9 protein-coding genes are annotated in these 14890 nt (G+C 51.5%); 3 read left to right on the top strand and 6 right to left on the bottom strand.

Going from position 1 to position 14890, the window contains the following annotated elements; all coding sequences use genetic code 11:
- Positions 1-102: 102 nt before the first annotated feature.
- Together KTQ90_RS07530 and KTQ90_RS07525 are read right to left on the bottom strand one after the other, a co-directional pair.
- Entirely contained in the window at positions 103-840 is a 738-nt protein-coding gene (locus KTQ90_RS07530) for a porin family protein (protein WP_217317861.1), read from the bottom strand.
- Positions 841-1028: 188 nt separating this feature from the next.
- Positions 1029-2381: an amino acid ABC transporter substrate-binding protein gene (locus KTQ90_RS07525; RefSeq protein ID WP_217317859.1), complete on the bottom strand. Its 1353-nt coding sequence runs from the start codon at positions 2379-2381 to the stop codon at positions 1029-1031.
- A 185-nt stretch (positions 2382-2566) separates the two neighbouring features.
- Here KTQ90_RS07525 and KTQ90_RS07520 point away from each other — a divergent pair, with 185 nt between their 5' ends.
- The 3 genes from KTQ90_RS07520 to KTQ90_RS07510 are packed head-to-tail and all read left to right on the top strand — an operon-like array spanning position 2567 to position 6894.
- Positions 2567-3280 (top strand): T9SS type B sorting domain-containing protein, encoded by a 714-nt coding sequence (locus tag KTQ90_RS07520; protein ID WP_217317858.1) that lies wholly within the window; start codon positions 2567-2569, stop codon positions 3278-3280.
- A gap of 4 nt (positions 3281-3284) precedes the next feature.
- Positions 3285-6107, top strand: a complete 2823-nt coding sequence (gene uvrA / locus KTQ90_RS07515; RefSeq protein WP_217317856.1) for an excinuclease ABC subunit UvrA — start codon at positions 3285-3287, stop codon at positions 6105-6107.
- A gap of 10 nt (positions 6108-6117) precedes the next feature.
- Positions 6118-6894 (top strand): ABC transporter ATP-binding protein, encoded by a 777-nt coding sequence (locus KTQ90_RS07510; RefSeq protein ID WP_217317854.1) that lies wholly within the window; start codon positions 6118-6120, stop codon positions 6892-6894.
- A 139-nt stretch (positions 6895-7033) separates the two neighbouring features.
- On the opposite strand, the gene KTQ90_RS07505 is transcribed toward KTQ90_RS07510, so the two are convergent.
- The 4 genes from KTQ90_RS07505 to KTQ90_RS07490 form a co-directional block, all read right to left on the bottom strand.
- Positions 7034-8269 (bottom strand): nucleotidyltransferase family protein, encoded by a 1236-nt coding sequence (locus KTQ90_RS07505; RefSeq protein WP_217317852.1) that lies wholly within the window; start codon positions 8267-8269, stop codon positions 7034-7036.
- 70 nt (positions 8270-8339) lie between these two features.
- Positions 8340-9263 carry a glutaminase gene (locus KTQ90_RS07500; protein ID WP_217317851.1) on the bottom strand — a complete coding sequence of 308 codons (924 nt, stop codon included), beginning with the start codon at positions 9261-9263 and terminating at the stop codon, positions 8340-8342.
- Between the two features lie 162 nt (positions 9264-9425).
- Positions 9426-13766 (bottom strand): glycoside hydrolase family 2 TIM barrel-domain containing protein, encoded by a 4341-nt coding sequence (locus KTQ90_RS07495; protein ID WP_254359552.1) that lies wholly within the window; start codon positions 13764-13766, stop codon positions 9426-9428.
- 14 nt (positions 13767-13780) lie between these two features.
- Positions 13781-14818 carry a hypothetical protein gene (locus tag KTQ90_RS07490; protein ID WP_217317849.1) on the bottom strand — a complete coding sequence of 346 codons (1038 nt, stop codon included), beginning with the start codon at positions 14816-14818 and terminating at the stop codon, positions 13781-13783.
- Positions 14819-14890: the final 72 nt, after the last annotated feature.

The raw sequence follows: 14890 nt of genomic DNA, 5'->3' as shown, positions 1-14890 counted from the left end.
GTGCATTCTATTTGGTTGGTGCACTTGAGACAAGTGCACCCCCTGAAGAATGCTTTGAGACAAGTGCACCCCCTGAAGAATGTCTTGAGACAAGTGCTACCTCTAACGTATATCAAACAGCCATGCGAGCTTCACCACGATGTTCGAGTGGTTAGAACGTGCGAAGTAGTCGCGCTTCGAGTCGCCGTAGATGTTGCCCAAGCCGTAGTAGTAGCGACCCTCGAGTAGCAGACTGCCCGCATGCGGTATGCGCCACTCAACGCCCAAGCCCGCCGCTATGCCGTAGTCGAACTTGTTCTCTACAGCCATTGTGTCCTGCGCGCAAGTCTGGTTGGCGCGGTCTGTGGTGTTACGGTTGGCGATGGTGAAGTTGGTCTTTGTCGACTCGTTTATCATATAGCCGAACTGCGGACCAGCCTGGAAGAAGAACTGCAAACCCTTGCGTTCCTTTCCCCACGCCAGGTGAGCGAACACCGGCAACTGTATGTAGTTGATGTCGCGCTGATACGCCTCAGCCACGCCCGTAGTAGGATTAATCACGGGCTTGTCGTTGACGTCGAGAATGCTCTCCTTCCAACCGATGCGCGCATAGTTCAGCTCGGCATACACAGAGCAGTAGGTCTTGAAGTATTTCTCGCAGGTGTACTTGAACGAGAGTCCGGCGGTGAAGCCCGGGTGCTGCGTCTGCGTCACCTTCGGCACGAAGCTCACGCTGCTCATCACGAAGCCGCCGTTGAAGCCGAGCGCAAGGTCGTTGCGGTAGTCGCCCACCTGCGCCTTTGCGCACACGGCTGCCGTCAGCAGCAGAGCGAGGAGTGCTTTTCTTATTGTCTTTATCATTTGTTCTTTTTCTCTTTAAGCCTTTCTAAGCCATTCTGTTTCTAAGCCTCTTTAAGCCTGTCTAAGCCTCTCTAAGCCTTTCTGTTTCTAAGCCTTTCTAAGTCTTTCTATTTCTAAGCCTCTTTAAGCCTTTCTAAGCTGAAGAAGAGCAGCCAAGCCCTCCCCGACGGGGAGGGTTGGGAGGGGCTTTAATACGTAATTGTTTCTATCGTGCGTGTCGGCTTGTAGTGGAGCAGCACGAAGCAGTTGTTCTGCATGCCGCCGTTCGTCACGCGCTTGAACTTCAGCGGAGTCTGCAGCGGCTTGTACGTGTTCTGCTGCGGAGTGCCGTTAAACTGCTTGCCGTACTTGTTTATGCCGCGGATGAAGAACTGCGCCTGGTCGTAGCCCGTGAGGGCGAAGCGCGGCAGAGCCAAACGCATATCCGACTTGAACCACTGGCGATAGTGGCGCTCCAGACTTGCTGTAGCCGACGCCGACTCGTTGTAGACGTATGCCGTCGGGATGTATGCCTCGTACTTGAAATAGTAGTCCTGGTATACGCGCTTGTACATCAGCCATTCGTTGTAGCCGTACATCGCAATCTGTATGTTCGGGTAAGAAGCACGCAGCGTGTTCAGCTTCGCAAGCGTAGAGTTAAGCTGCGGCGAACGACCCGTGTTCAGAATCACCACGTTGCGCTTCTTTGCGCTGAACGCCTTGGCGAACATCGGCTCCGACGACTTCAGGTTGGTTATGTTGTACGCAATGCCTTCAGCCTCAAGACGGCGGCGCAGGGCGGCTGTGAACACACCCTTGTCGCTTGTCGTGTCGTTGCAGTCGACAAACACCGGATGCGCATCCTTGAAGCGGTCCATGAACGCGTTCACAGACAGTTCGGCAGTGAGCACACGACTCTGATAAACCTGGAAGATATGGTCGTTGGTCTCCACGTCTCCACCGTTGATAGAGAACGGGATGACGAGACGTATGCCGTTCTTGCGGCAGAAGTCGCCTATCGGTTTCACCTGCTTGGTGTAGAGCGGACCGAAGATAAGGTCGCAGTTCTTGGCGTTGGCGTCGGCAAGCACCTGCGCCACGCTGGCATCCTTATGCAGGTTCCAAGCGAAGACGTTGGTGTTGATGCCCTGACTGCGCAGACTGTCGCACGCCATGAGCACGCCACGGTAGTATTCTATCATGCGCTGTCCGTCGCCGTCCACGTTGTGCAGCGGCAGCATCACGCCCACGTTCACCGTGTTAGCCGCACGCTGCTGTGTTGCAGAAGACTTCGGCGCCGCAGTTGCAGCAGTGGTCTGCACCTGCTTCGGGAACGGAATGAGCAACTGCTCGCCCTTCTTCAGCACATAGTCGTTCTTCTGCATGTCGGGGTTTGCCTGCATCAGCTCGTCGATGGTGATGCCGAACTTCTGGGCGATGCCATATATCGTGTCTTTCTTCTTTACCTTATACAAGTCCTGCCACTTCGGCGTCTGCGCCACCACCGACGATGCCAGCAGCATGGCGCAAAACAAGAAAAGAATTCTAATGCTACGTCTCATTTCTATCATTCTATTAAAATTAACATTGCAAAAGTACACAAAATATATTGTTTGCAAAAATCTTTGTTCATAAATAACGTTATAAATAGGTAGCAGCGTTTTGCTGTGTGCGAGATAATAACTAACTTTGCATTACAAGTAAACGAGTAGACAAGTAAACAAGACGATAAGTAAACGAGTAGACAATGAGATACATCAGAACACTTTTATTGTTGGTTCTCTGCACCACGCTGCAGGCTTACGCCGACGAGGTGCCGACAATCGACCCGCAAGCTACGTTCACAACCGACGAAGGCGAAGAGACCGGCACGAGCTATTCCGGATCGGCACCGCTCACCGTGGTGTTTCACGCCAATGCCGAAAACGTAGGTATGTACACGCCCCACTACGAGTGGCGTTTCACCAAGGAGGGCGCGACGCAGCCCTATCTTGTGCGCTACGAGGAAGAGACCGAGTACACCTTCACCGAGGCAGGTTCGCACCGCATCGTGCTCTACGCCACCTTCATCAACGGCACCGACACCGTAGCCTACACCAAGGACTACTGGCAGGACGCGCAGCCGATAACCATACAGATATCGGAGAGCAAGCTCGAGATGCCCAACGCCTTCTCGCCGAACGGCGACGGCATCAACGACATCTACCGCGCCAAGAACAACTACCAGAGCATCGTGGAGTTTGACGCCTACATCTTCAACCGATGGGGACAGAAGATATACGAATGGCACGACCCTGCGGGCGGATGGGACGGCAAGTTCAACGGCAAGGATGTGAAGCAGGGTGTCTACTTCGTGCTCGTGAAGGCGAAGGGAGCCGACGGAAGAAAGTATAACATCAAGAAGGATGTGAACCTGCTGCGTGGCTATACCGAAAGCAATGGGGTGAATTCTACGGAATAGAGTTATGGGAGAAAAGATAAACGTTTGGGGCGCACGCGTCCACAACCTGAAGAACATTGACGTGGAGATACCACGCGACTCGCTCACGGTAATCACCGGACTGAGCGGATCGGGCAAGTCGTCGCTTGCCTTCGACACGATATACGCCGAAGGTCAGCGCCGATACATCGACACGTTCTCGGCATACGCACGCAACTTCCTTGGCGGAATGGAGCGCCCCGATGTCGACAACATAACCGGTCTGAGTCCGGTTATATCCATCGAACAGAAGACAACAAACAAGAACCCACGCTCTACCGTGGGCACAACGACCGAGATATACGACTATCTGCGTCTGCTCTATGCTCGCGCCGGAACCGCTTACAGCTACGTTACGGGCGAGAAGATGGTGAAGTATACCGAGGAGCGCATCATCGAGATGATCAACTCCGACTATGCCGGCAAGCGCATATACATACTCGCGGCACTCGTAAGGCAGCGCAAGGGTCACTACCGCGAACTCTTCGAGACGCTTCGTCGCAAGGGCTATCTCTACGTGCGCATCGACGGCGAGATTACGGAGATAAGAAGCGGCATGAAGACCGACCGCTACAAGAACCATAACATTGAGGTGGTGATAGACAAGATGCAGATGCGCGACGGATTCGACGACCGCCTGCGCAAGACTGTCGCTACGGCAATGCGCGAGGGCGACGGACAGATTATGATTCTCGACAAGGACACGGGCGTGGCAAAGAACTTCTCCAAGCGACTGATGTGCCCTACGTCGGGCATCTCTTACCGCGACCCTGCACCCAATATGTTCTCGTTCAACTCGCCCGAAGGCGCCTGCAGCAAGTGCAAGGGCTTGGGCTATGTCAACGAGATTGACATGAAGAAGGTCATACCCGACGACTCGCTGTCTATATACGAGGGCGCCATTGTGCCGCTGGGCAAGTATAAGAACCAGATGATATTCTGGCAGATTGGTGCCATTCTCGAAGCGGCTGAATGTACGCTGAAGACGCCGGTGAGCGAGATACCTGAGGACACGCTCAACGAGGTGTTGTACGGTTCGCTCGAAACGATACGCATCAGCAAGGACGTGGTGCGCACATCGAGCGACTACTTCTGCACGTTCGACGGCGTCATAAAGTATCTGCGCACCGTCATGGAGAACGACGACTCGCAGGCTGGACAGAAATGGGCTGACCAGTTCCTCGCTATGGCTGAGTGTCCTGAGTGTCACGGCGCACGCCTTAACCGCGAAGCGCTGTCGTATCGCATCTGGGACAAGAACATTGCGGAGCTGTCTGCGATGGACATTCAGCAGCTCAAGCAGTGGATAGACGAGGCAGAAGCCCACCTCGACTCTCGTCAGAAGACTATCGCTACGGAGATATTGAAGGAGATAAAGACACGTATCAACTTCCTGCTCGACGTAGGTCTCGACTATCTGTCGCTATCGCGCCAGTCGGCAACGCTGTCCGGCGGCGAGAGCCAGCGCATTCGCCTTGCCACTCAGATCGGTTCGCAGCTCGTCAACGTGCTCTACATCCTCGACGAGCCGAGCATCGGTCTGCATCAGCGCGACAACGACCGTCTTATCCACTCGCTGAAGGAGCTGCGCGACATGGGCAACACCGTGGTTGTGGTAGAACACGACCGCGACATGATGCTCAATGCCGATTATATCGTTGACATCGGTCCGAAGGCGGGCATTCGTGGTGGCGAGGTGGTGTTTCAGGGAACGCCCGCTCAGATGCTGAAGGAGCACACCATCACCGCCGACTACCTTAACGGAGTGCGTAAGATAGAGATACCTGCCAAGCGACGCGAGGGCAACGGCAAAAGCATCGTGATACGCGGTGCGAAGGGCAACAACCTGAAGAATGTAGACGTAGAGTTTCCGTTGGGCAAGCTCATCGTGGTGACGGGCGTGAGCGGATCGGGCAAGTCGACGCTTATCAATGAGACGTTGCAGCCTATTCTCTCACAGCACTTCTACCGCTCGCTGAAGAAGCCGATGCCCTACGACAGTATCGAGGGCATAGATAATATAGACAAGGTGGTGAATGTAGACCAGTCGCCGATTGGTCGCACGCCGCGTTCCAATCCGGCTACATATACCGGCGTGTTCAACGACATACGCGCCATGTTCGTGAACCTTCCCGAGGCGAAGATACGCGGCTACAAGCCGGGACGCTTCTCGTTCAACGTGAAGGGCGGACGCTGCGAGACATGCAAGGGCGGCGGCTATCGCACTATCGAGATGAACTTCCTGCCGGATGTGCTCGTGCCGTGCGAGGAGTGTCACGGCAAGCGCTACAATCGTGAGACGCTTGAGGTGCGCTACAAGGGAAAGAGCATCGCCGACGTACTCGATATGACGTTCAATCAGGCTGTAGAGTTCTTCGAGAATGTGCCTAACATTCTGCAGAAATTAAAAACCGTGAAGGAGGTGGGCTTGGGTTACATCAAGCTGGGTCAGCCTTCGACGACACTCTCGGGCGGCGAGTGTCAGCGTGTGAAGCTGTCTACCGAACTCAGCAAGCGCGACACCGGCAAGACGCTCTATATTCTCGACGAACCGACAACGGGTCTGCACTTCGAGGACATAAAGATTCTGATGGAGGTGATAGAGAAACTGGTAGACCGTGGCAACACGGTGATTATCATCGAGCATAACCTCGACGTGATAAAGCTCGCCGACTACATCATCGACATGGGACCTGAAGGTGGACGCGGTGGCGGACGCTTGCTCGCAAAGGGAACGCCGGAGGAAGTAGCTGAATGCAAAGATAGCTACACGGCGAAGTTCTTAAAGCAAGAGTTAGAATGTAAATAATTAGAAGTTTATGAAAATAGAACTCAGTAATCTTGAGAAACACTTCGGCACGAACACTGCCGTGGACATTAAAAGTTTCACCATCAACAACGGTGATATTCTTGGTCTTGTGGGCAACAACGGTGCCGGCAAGACTACGCTCTTTCGCCTCATGCTCGACCTTCTGAAGGCGGACGAGGGTGTTGTTACTATGCATCCGTCTGCGGATAACGTTGAACTTGTTCCAAGCAGCCTCAAGCTCTCCCCCGACGGGGGAGTTGGAGGGGGCTCTCCAATCAATCCTGCGCTGAGCGAGGACTGGAAAGCGTATACCGGTGCGTACATCGACGATGGTTTCCTCATCGACTTCCTCACGGCGGAGGAGTATTTCGACTTCATCGGTCGTGTGTCGGGCATGACGAAGGAGCAGATTGCGGAACGCCTTGTCTACTTCGAGCCGTTGATGGGCGGCGAGATACTCAACCAGAAGAAGTACATACGCGACTTCTCTGCGGGCAATCGTCATAAGGTGGGCATCATCGCGGCGCTTCTCAACCGTCCCGAACTGGTTATTCTCGACGAACCGTTCAACTTCCTCGACCCGCGCAGCCAGAACATGCTGAAGAAGATTCTTGTTGAATACAACAAGGAGACGGGTGCCACGGTTATTGTGTCGAGCCACAACCTGCAGCACACCACGGAGATATCTACACGCATCGCGCTGCTTGAGCACGGCGTGATAATAAAAGACCTCGACAACCACGATGCAGAGGCTGTTGTCGAGTTGCAGGATTATTTTAAGGTTTAGACCTTAGGAGTCTAATATATAAACCAGTACGTGAAAAAATCTGCCATATCTTCCAGGAATGGTGTAATGGGTTGGTGGTGAGAGCAATAAAGGCTGGAAGATAACTCTAAAAAGTGGGTTATCTTCCAGCCATCTTCCATTATAATTGGTGTATCTTCCAGCGCCAGTAATAATGCCACAGTCTGAATACCGGCTCGCTCAGCGCCTCCGACGGATAGTATCTTAGCAGTCGCAGGTCGCGGTGGAGTCGCAGCAGATTATGTCCAAGAGCGCCATGCTTGAAGCCGTTGCCGTCGTAGGTGTCGCGGCCCCAGGCATGGCGTTCGTTGTGATGTCCGAAGTTGCCGCCGCATAGGATGTCGTTGAGCAGCATCTCTCCGCGTTTCTTGTCCATCGGCGCAATCATCTTCTCCTCTGGCAAGCCCAGCACCTCGTGCAGCACGTACATCATTGCGCCGGCGAAGTGCCATAAGCCGAGACGAGTCAGAGAGTTTTGAGTTTTGAGTTTTGAATTTTGAATTGTCGGCTTTGCCGATTTTGAATTATTCAATTTTGAGTTTTGAGTTTCCAATTCACAATTCTTCAACTCCTCATCGCGTAAGCGACAATTCAAAACTCCTAATTCAAAATTCAAAATTACATAGTAATAGTCCACCACTTGTCTCAGTCCCACACCCTCGTAGAAGTAATGGTGATAGAGATGGTAGAGTTGGTAGACAGCGTTGAAGTCGGCAGTAGGCGCAGCCACCTCGCCCGCCTCGTCGGGCAGTGCTATCATATTGCGGCACTGTGCGTCGATGCTCTCGCGGAACCACTGCTGCAAGCGGCGGTTGTACGTGAAGTTAGCCATGAAGCCCGGCGTATAGTGCAGCTCCACCGATATGTCGTTCGTCGTGAGCGCAATGTGGTTGTAGCTCTCCTCGTCAATCCGTCCGTTCTCCTTAGCCAGCGTTTGCGCCAGTTGTCTTATCTCCTCACGCGATGCGTCCACCCACATGTCCACATCGCCCGGTGTGCGCGCCGCAGGGTTGGCGTACATAGCCGCGTTCGCCTGACCCTTCAGAATGCAGCAGTCGTAGCCCGCCGCCTTCACCTTATTATATATCTCCGCCGTAGCAGCGTTCAACATCATGTTTTGGCGGCTTATATTCTGGCTCATCATGAACCAGTTCATAAGCAGTCCCTGCTTGGGTGCTACCGCCTTCGGCAGTCGCGATATGCCCTCCATGATGATTCCTACCAGCGTTTGTTTCTTGGCGAAGGCGTAGAAGCGTTGCCAGTCGAAACCGTTCAGCGCCGACCCGTCCAGAAACTCCTTTCCATCGTACGTGCCCAGGGCGAATTGTATGAATTTATAATAAATCTTCTCTGTCATTATCTCTTTTAATACACGTTTTGCCGATTGGCAAAGTTAGTCAAAATCTTTCGATTTTCGGTTTGTTTCATCAGAATATTGATTCCTCCGTTTCTGACGTGAACAGTTCCAGAGCCTTCATACCCATGATAGAATTGCCCTTCGCGTTGAGTCTCGGACTCCACACCGCTATCGAGTAGCGCGACGGATAGAGCGCCACGATGCCGCCGCCCACGCCACTCTTGCCAGGCAGCCCCACGAGGAAGGCGAAGTCGCCCGCCTCGTCGTAGAAGCCGCACGTCTGCATGATGGCGTTGATGCGCTTCACTCTTGAAACAGTCAGGTTTACGCCGGCATGCGAGAAAGGTTCGTTGCTGCGAGCGAACGCCATGAACGCATGCGAGAGGTCCTCGCAGCTCATCTCCAGCGAGCAGATAGTGCTGTAGAACTGCAGCACATCGTTCACGTCGTTATGCAGATTGCCGTGATGCTTCAGCAGATAGGCGATGGAAGCGTTCAGATAGCTGCAGCTCAGCTCCGACTGCGCCACCTCCTCCGAGAAATTGATGTCCTCGTTGCCGGCGATGGTGCGCACGAAGCGCAGGAAGAACTCCTTCGGGTTCTCCAGATGCGAGAGAATAACGTCGGCTGTCACCAATGCGCCGGCGTTGATGAACGGGTTGCGCGGCTTGCCATGCTCGTACTCCAGTTGCACAAGCGAGTTGAACGCCGATCCCGACGGCTCCTTTCCGATACGCGTCCACAGATCCTTGCCCAAGATGCTCAGAGCGATGGCAAGCGAGAATACCTTTGCGATGCTCTGTATCGAGAACTTCACGTCCGAAGCCCCGATGCTGTATGTCCTGCCGTCGAGCATGTGCAGGCACAGTCCGAACTGGTCAGGGTCTACATTCGCCAGTGCCGGGATATAGTCAGCCTGCTTGCCCTCTTTAGCGTATATCTCAATCTCTTCTCTTATGTGTTCCAGTAAAGGTTGATAGTCGGTCGTTTTCATTCTTTAGTAGCTTAAAAGTTAACGCTGCGAAAATACATGTTTTCTGATAAACGAGGCGCAGAATTAGTGTTATATAAACTTAAAAAGACTCTCCCGATAGGCTCAGGCTTTTGCCTGCTACCTATCGGGAGAGTCTTTTTATATAAATATGTTTTAGGAGACTTACTCTGCCACCACATTAACGCTCACTGCCGACTGTGGCTTGAAGCGCAGTGTGTAGGTGTAGCTGCCCCATGACGGACACTGATATTGTGACAGACAATCTTCGCCAGTGCAAGAGTTGTTGCCCAAACCGCGCTGCATATAGTCGAAGTGAGCGTAAACCTTGTCGTTGCGTGTCAGATCGTACCAGTGGAGCTTTGAACTCCACATAGTGTCATCTCGGTCACACCACTTAGTCTCGTCGTAGTGAGAAAGCGAGAACGATGCGCGTCCGCCCACCTTTACGCCGAGCTGTACGCCTGCGGTCTTGTTAGTGAGAATCAGCTCACGTAAGTCCTCGTGGTCGCCGAATGTCTGTGGGTGAATCATCTCATCAACCATGTCGTCTACCGTCGTGGTAAAGCGTCCGAGATAAGAACCCGTCTTGCGGTCGCTGTAGTTAGAACGTGGACCGCGGGCATAGAACTCTACGTTCTCGAAGCCTGAAGCGAACTGCATACCTAAGCCGATGCGGGCGAGCGATTGGCTTGGCGAGAATGTCACCTCCATGTCCACTGTGCCGTCTGGATAGAATGTATAGTTGGTGGTGTAGCTGCATCCAGTAGCGGAACCCTTGACGGACATTGTAGCGTTGTTACCGCTCTTTCTAAGTGGGCTTGTTACGCTGATGTTTGACGAATTACTGAACGAAGGTTTGAAGCTGCGGTCGTTGTCGACATCGCGATAGCTGTTGAAGTCAGGACTTGCAGCGATAAGTTTTTTGCCTTCGTATGTCCATGACGTCATCTTGCCATTGCTGAAGCTGATTGAATACTCCTTACCGTTGTTGTCGGTACCAGAAACAGTATTGCCGCTTACGCTCAACGAGCCACCTGCAGAAGTGTAGCTTGGCAGTTCTGGCAGACCGATTGTGGCGTTTGAGAGTGAGAATTGTTCGTCAGCAATGCTGTAGCCTTCCTCTGCCCATGATGTCCAGTCGGCAGCGCCATTTGTTGGTTTCTTTATGCGCAGCTCTATGTTTACGAGATACTCAGCGTTGCCCTCAACCTTAGTTGCTATAGGCAGAGTTACGGTAGCAGAAGAACCTGCGTCGATAGTTGTGAAGCTTTCGAGCTTGCCGTTCTCCACCAAAAATCCGTCCTTCATCACGCGATAGCCGATTTCGAAGTTGTCCTGCGAGATAGGCATAAACGCATACTTGTTCGCGATGTTTACAGACTTTGCAGAAGTGTTGAAGTCGCTGAACTTCACATACTGGTACACCTTCTTTACCTCAGAGAGCTTGCCAGTCCATGTGCGGTCTGGTGTGACGATACCGTTGTTGAGGAAGTTGCCCTGGAAGCCATAGTTTATACCGCTTGTTGAGTTGTAGTCGTAACCAGAAACCCAATAGTTGAAGCCGTTAGCGCTCTTCTTCTCACCGTTAACAAGCTTTGCTGGGTCGTAAACCGACTGGTCTACCCAGTCCCAGATACAACCACCGATGATGCCGTTGCTGTCTTCAATTATATCCCAAAATTCCTTCAGGTTTCCAATAGCCTGACCCATTGCGTGAGCATACTCGCAGATGAAGTAAGGCTTGCCGTTTAGTCCGCTTCTGTTTTCTCGTACTGACGAAACCTTTGGATACATGTTAGAACCGAGGTCGGAGTAATTAGCTCCGCTTCCTGCTCCCTCGTAGTGAACGAGGCGTGAGTCGAGACTTTTGCACGTATTGTATGTTGTAGAGAAGTTGCTACCGCCACCGCACTCGTTGCCCAACGACCAGAAGATAACACTCGGGTGGTTGCGGTCGCGCAGCACCATGCGCTTTGTGCGGTCGTCCATAGCTGTTATCCAGCTGCTGTTATTTGACAAACCCTGGTTGCCGTGGCACTCTACGTTAGCCTCGTCCATTACGTAGAAGCCGAGAGCGTCCATCATGGCGTACATCTTTGGCTGGCGCGGATAGTGCGATGTGCGCACTGTGTTCACGTTAGCCTGCTTCATCATTGTGAGGTCCTTCATCATGGTCTCCATGTCGATAGCACGACCATACTCCGGGTGAGTGTCCTGAGTGTTCACGCCCTTGAAGTAGACACGCTTGCCGTTGATGTAGATGAGGTTGCCGCTCTTTGTGATTTTGCGGAAACCGTACTTTGTAGAGAACGCCATCTCCTCTGCTCCGTTCTCGTTCTTTTGACTTACAACGACGGTGTAGAGATACGGATCTTCTGCGCTCCACGGGTGCAGACTGCTGAGGCTGTTGAGTGTAACGGTCTTTTCTGTTGTTGATGTTCCGCTGTAAGTCTCTTTTCCGGTAGCAATCTGCTTGCCGTCACGGTCGAGCAGCGTTACCTGCAGAGTCTTTGTTGCCGAAGTGTTGTTGCGGTTGTCTACAGTCAGCTTTACAGACATGCTGCCGCTTGTTGCATTGTCGTTGAGCTCAGATGTGATATAGTGGTCAGACACGAACACCTTCGGAGTAGCCACGAGATATACGTCGCGGTGGATGCCAGAGAGGTGCCACATATCCTGACCTTCGAGATACGAACCGTCGCACCAGCGATATACACGTACCGAGAGCTGGTTGTCGCCAGTAGTTACGAAGCCGGTGATGTCGAACTCGGCGTCGGTATTAGAGTCTTGCGAGTAGCCTACGTACTTGCCGTTCACCCATACCACGGCTGCGCTGTATACGCCGTCGAAGTGTACAAACACACGCTTGTCCTTCCATGTCTCAGGAATAGTGATGGTGTGGCGATAGAAGCCTGTTGCGTTGTCGTCAGTTACACCATACTGTGTCATGCCTGCGTTGGCGTTTGGTGGATTGTTTTTGAACGGATAACCTACGTTGGTATATACCGGTTTGCCGTAGTTAGCCATTTCCCAAGAGAGCGGCACGCGGATGGTGCCCCAACCGCTGTCGTCATAGTCCTTTGCTTGGAATTCGCTTTCACCAGGAGATGCTGAATTCCAAGATGATGTACCAGGAACATACTTGAACTTCCAAGTTCCGTTGAGGTTGATATATTCAGCCTTTGTTTCGTCGGGCTGCTGCCACGGCTCTGCGTAGTGCTTAGTGTCCGCCTTCATCTGCTCTACAGAAGCGTAAGGGATGAATGTAGCGTGTGCATCCTCCTTATAGTCGCTCACCTTGCTCTGGTTGCTTATCCAGCTAACGCTGAACGAACCATGGTTAGGAGAGGTAGTGTTGCCACCAGTGCCGCCACCTGAAGTGGTGCCGCCACCTGAAGTGGTGCCACCGCCAGAAGTGGCGTCGGATTTGACGAAGCCAAAGGCTGTAGCTTCCGTTTTAGAAGTTGTCTTAGTAAGACCCGTGCCAGCGCTGTTTACTGCCAAGTAATAAACTTTGTATTCAGCATATATCAAATAATCTTTTATTTTTACATTACAAGATAGATAATATGTGTTGTTGCCAGCACTTTCCAATTTCCATTCTTGGTTGGCGTTAGACTCTTTTCCATTATTATAATTGTATTCACTATCCCAGATAAGCGGAGCTGTACTATTAGCTCCCGCCATGTCTATAGCAAAGATAGATCCGAGGCTCTTGAAGTGGTATGGATAGTCAGAGCTCTTGCTGTTTAATACATTCCATGTCTGAGTAGTGGTTCCTTTGACAAGTGTACTAACATTTATGCTTGCGTTTTGTGTTTGGCTTTCAACGCTCAGACACTTTGTAGCATCACTTCCAAGGCAAATGTAGTAGTTGCTACCAATGGTAGGAGTAACGAACTTTGTTTCTGTTACGGTGCCGCCACCCGTGGTTTCTTCCGTCACAAGACTTACAGACTTGTATGTAGCCCATGAGCGTGTGTTGCCTTGTTTGCTACCATAGTAGAACGATGACAAGTTAAGAAGATTGCTGATATTTGATGCATCGCAAATCTTTTTGCTGTTAAGATACAGACCATTCGAGTTCAGCTCGATAGTAGTTTCGCCCGAGATGCCGGTGTAGTCTTCACGGTGACTTAATAATCCAGATCCGTCACTTTTTATACCACCGTTGAAGCAGTTCACCTGCAGAGTCTTGCTGCTCTTAGTGTAGAAGATGTGGATTACGTAGATGCCAGAGCCTCCCCATCCATTTGCATCCTGCAAATCATTGCCGATAGAGAGCACGTTCTCGTTTGTTGTGTTGCTTTGGCAAGAGCTGAGGTCGAGCACAGCCTTGAAGGTCTGCTTTTGGAAGTCAATAGTATTCACATAATATTGGAACGACTCGCCGTTAGGCGTATAATCGCTCAGAAGGCTTGTCTCCGCTGCGAACGCCTGTGTCGCAGCGAGTACGAGCAGCGTTATTATCGCAGCAAAATGATGTTTTATATATGTCTTCATAGGGTCGTATATTTTTATTTAACTATGAGTTTAATGCCGTTCATGATATATACGCCCGGAGCCAGACCTACAGCAGTAGAGTTGCGGCGCACGAGCTGACCGTTGACGTTGTATATGTTTCCAACCTTAGGAGCCTCAGGCTTTACGAAAGTGCCGTCGATGCCCGTTGTGTTGTCGTCGATGCCCCAAGTGAGCTGAGGGTCAGAACCGCTCAAGTCCTGGAAGTAGCAACGGAAACCATCAGCTGGCATAGCACCTGGCAGGTGATAAAGTTTGTTTTCATCACCAAACACATAGCATCTTGCAGGAAGCTTTGACGGAGAATAGAAACCAGTAAGTTTAATTGGCTCTATTGTTACCGAATGAACTTTTCCACTACGATCCCATGTAGCAGTTTCGATATTGGTGAAAGTGTATGTGTTGTCATTGCTCACATGTCCAGGCTGTATGAAGTATGGTGTGCCAGCCTTGATGTCTGCACGCTCAGTAAGATTCAAGTTGTTACCTGTGGTGCTTGTAAATTCCAAGACTTTTGTATCTGCACCCCATGCAGCAACAACCTGATCGGCAGATACGTTGAATGGCAGACAGATAGAATTCCATTCTTTAGCATAAAGTTCACGCTTCAGCTCTACATCAACATATTCGCCAGTGAATTTAGGCAAATCGTATTCTTTTGTTTCGTCAAGATACACTACCTGCTGCTTAGAAACCTTCCACTGTGCAGACTTAAAAGTCGCAGCTGGCTCTTCGTACGAAGTGGCGATTGTGCCATCAAGTGTGTAGACAAAGGCTGTAGCGTAGGCGTCGCTATCCTGATAGCCCAATGTGTAAGTGCCGTCGGCAGACGACTTCAATATCCACTTGATGTCTGTGCCGTTAAAGTTTTTGCGACCGGCGTCTTTTGATGGAGTCTCTGTAGCGTCGGTTACCTCCATCGCAACCCGTCTGTTTGAAAGCACCGGCTTGCCATCTTTGCCCACCGAGAGGTATTGTCCCTGCGAGTTGAAGATATACACGGAAGTCAGCGCCAATGTATATAATAAATTCATATTAATAAAGTTTTTAAAGAAAAGAACGCAAAAAAAGAAAAAAAATAGCAAAATAGAGCATTTGTTTTGAGT

The sequence above is a fragment of the Leyella stercorea genome (assembly GCF_019052365.1).
Taxonomy (GTDB): Bacteria; Bacteroidota; Bacteroidia; order Bacteroidales; family Bacteroidaceae; genus Prevotella.
The sequence above is the reverse complement of the archived record's forward strand: the minus strand, read 5'-3'. Positions and strand labels throughout refer to the sequence as shown.

Bases quoted from the DNA above. Each gene is read 5' to 3' on its own strand.
- KTQ90_RS07505 (WP_217317852.1), bottom strand. From the start codon at position 8,269: ATGACAGAGAAGATTTATTATAAATTCATACAATTCGCCCTGGGCACG.
- KTQ90_RS07495 (WP_254359552.1), bottom strand. From the start codon at position 13,766: ATGAAGACATATATAAAACATCATTTTGCTGCGATAATAACGCTGCTC.
- KTQ90_RS07490 (WP_217317849.1), bottom strand. From the start codon at position 14,818: ATGAATTTATTATATACATTGGCGCTGACTTCCGTGTATATCTTCAAC.
- uvrA (WP_217317856.1), top strand. From the start codon at position 3,285: ATGGGAGAAAAGATAAACGTTTGGGGCGCACGCGTCCACAACCTGAAG.
- KTQ90_RS07500 (WP_217317851.1), bottom strand. From the start codon at position 9,263: ATGAAAACGACCGACTATCAACCTTTACTGGAACACATAAGAGAAGAG.
- KTQ90_RS07530 (WP_217317861.1), bottom strand. From the start codon at position 840: ATGATAAAGACAATAAGAAAAGCACTCCTCGCTCTGCTGCTGACGGCA.
- KTQ90_RS07510 (WP_217317854.1), top strand. From the start codon at position 6,118: ATGAAAATAGAACTCAGTAATCTTGAGAAACACTTCGGCACGAACACT.
- KTQ90_RS07525 (WP_217317859.1), bottom strand. From the start codon at position 2,381: ATGAGACGTAGCATTAGAATTCTTTTCTTGTTTTGCGCCATGCTGCTG.
- KTQ90_RS07520 (WP_217317858.1), top strand. From the start codon at position 2,567: ATGAGATACATCAGAACACTTTTATTGTTGGTTCTCTGCACCACGCTG.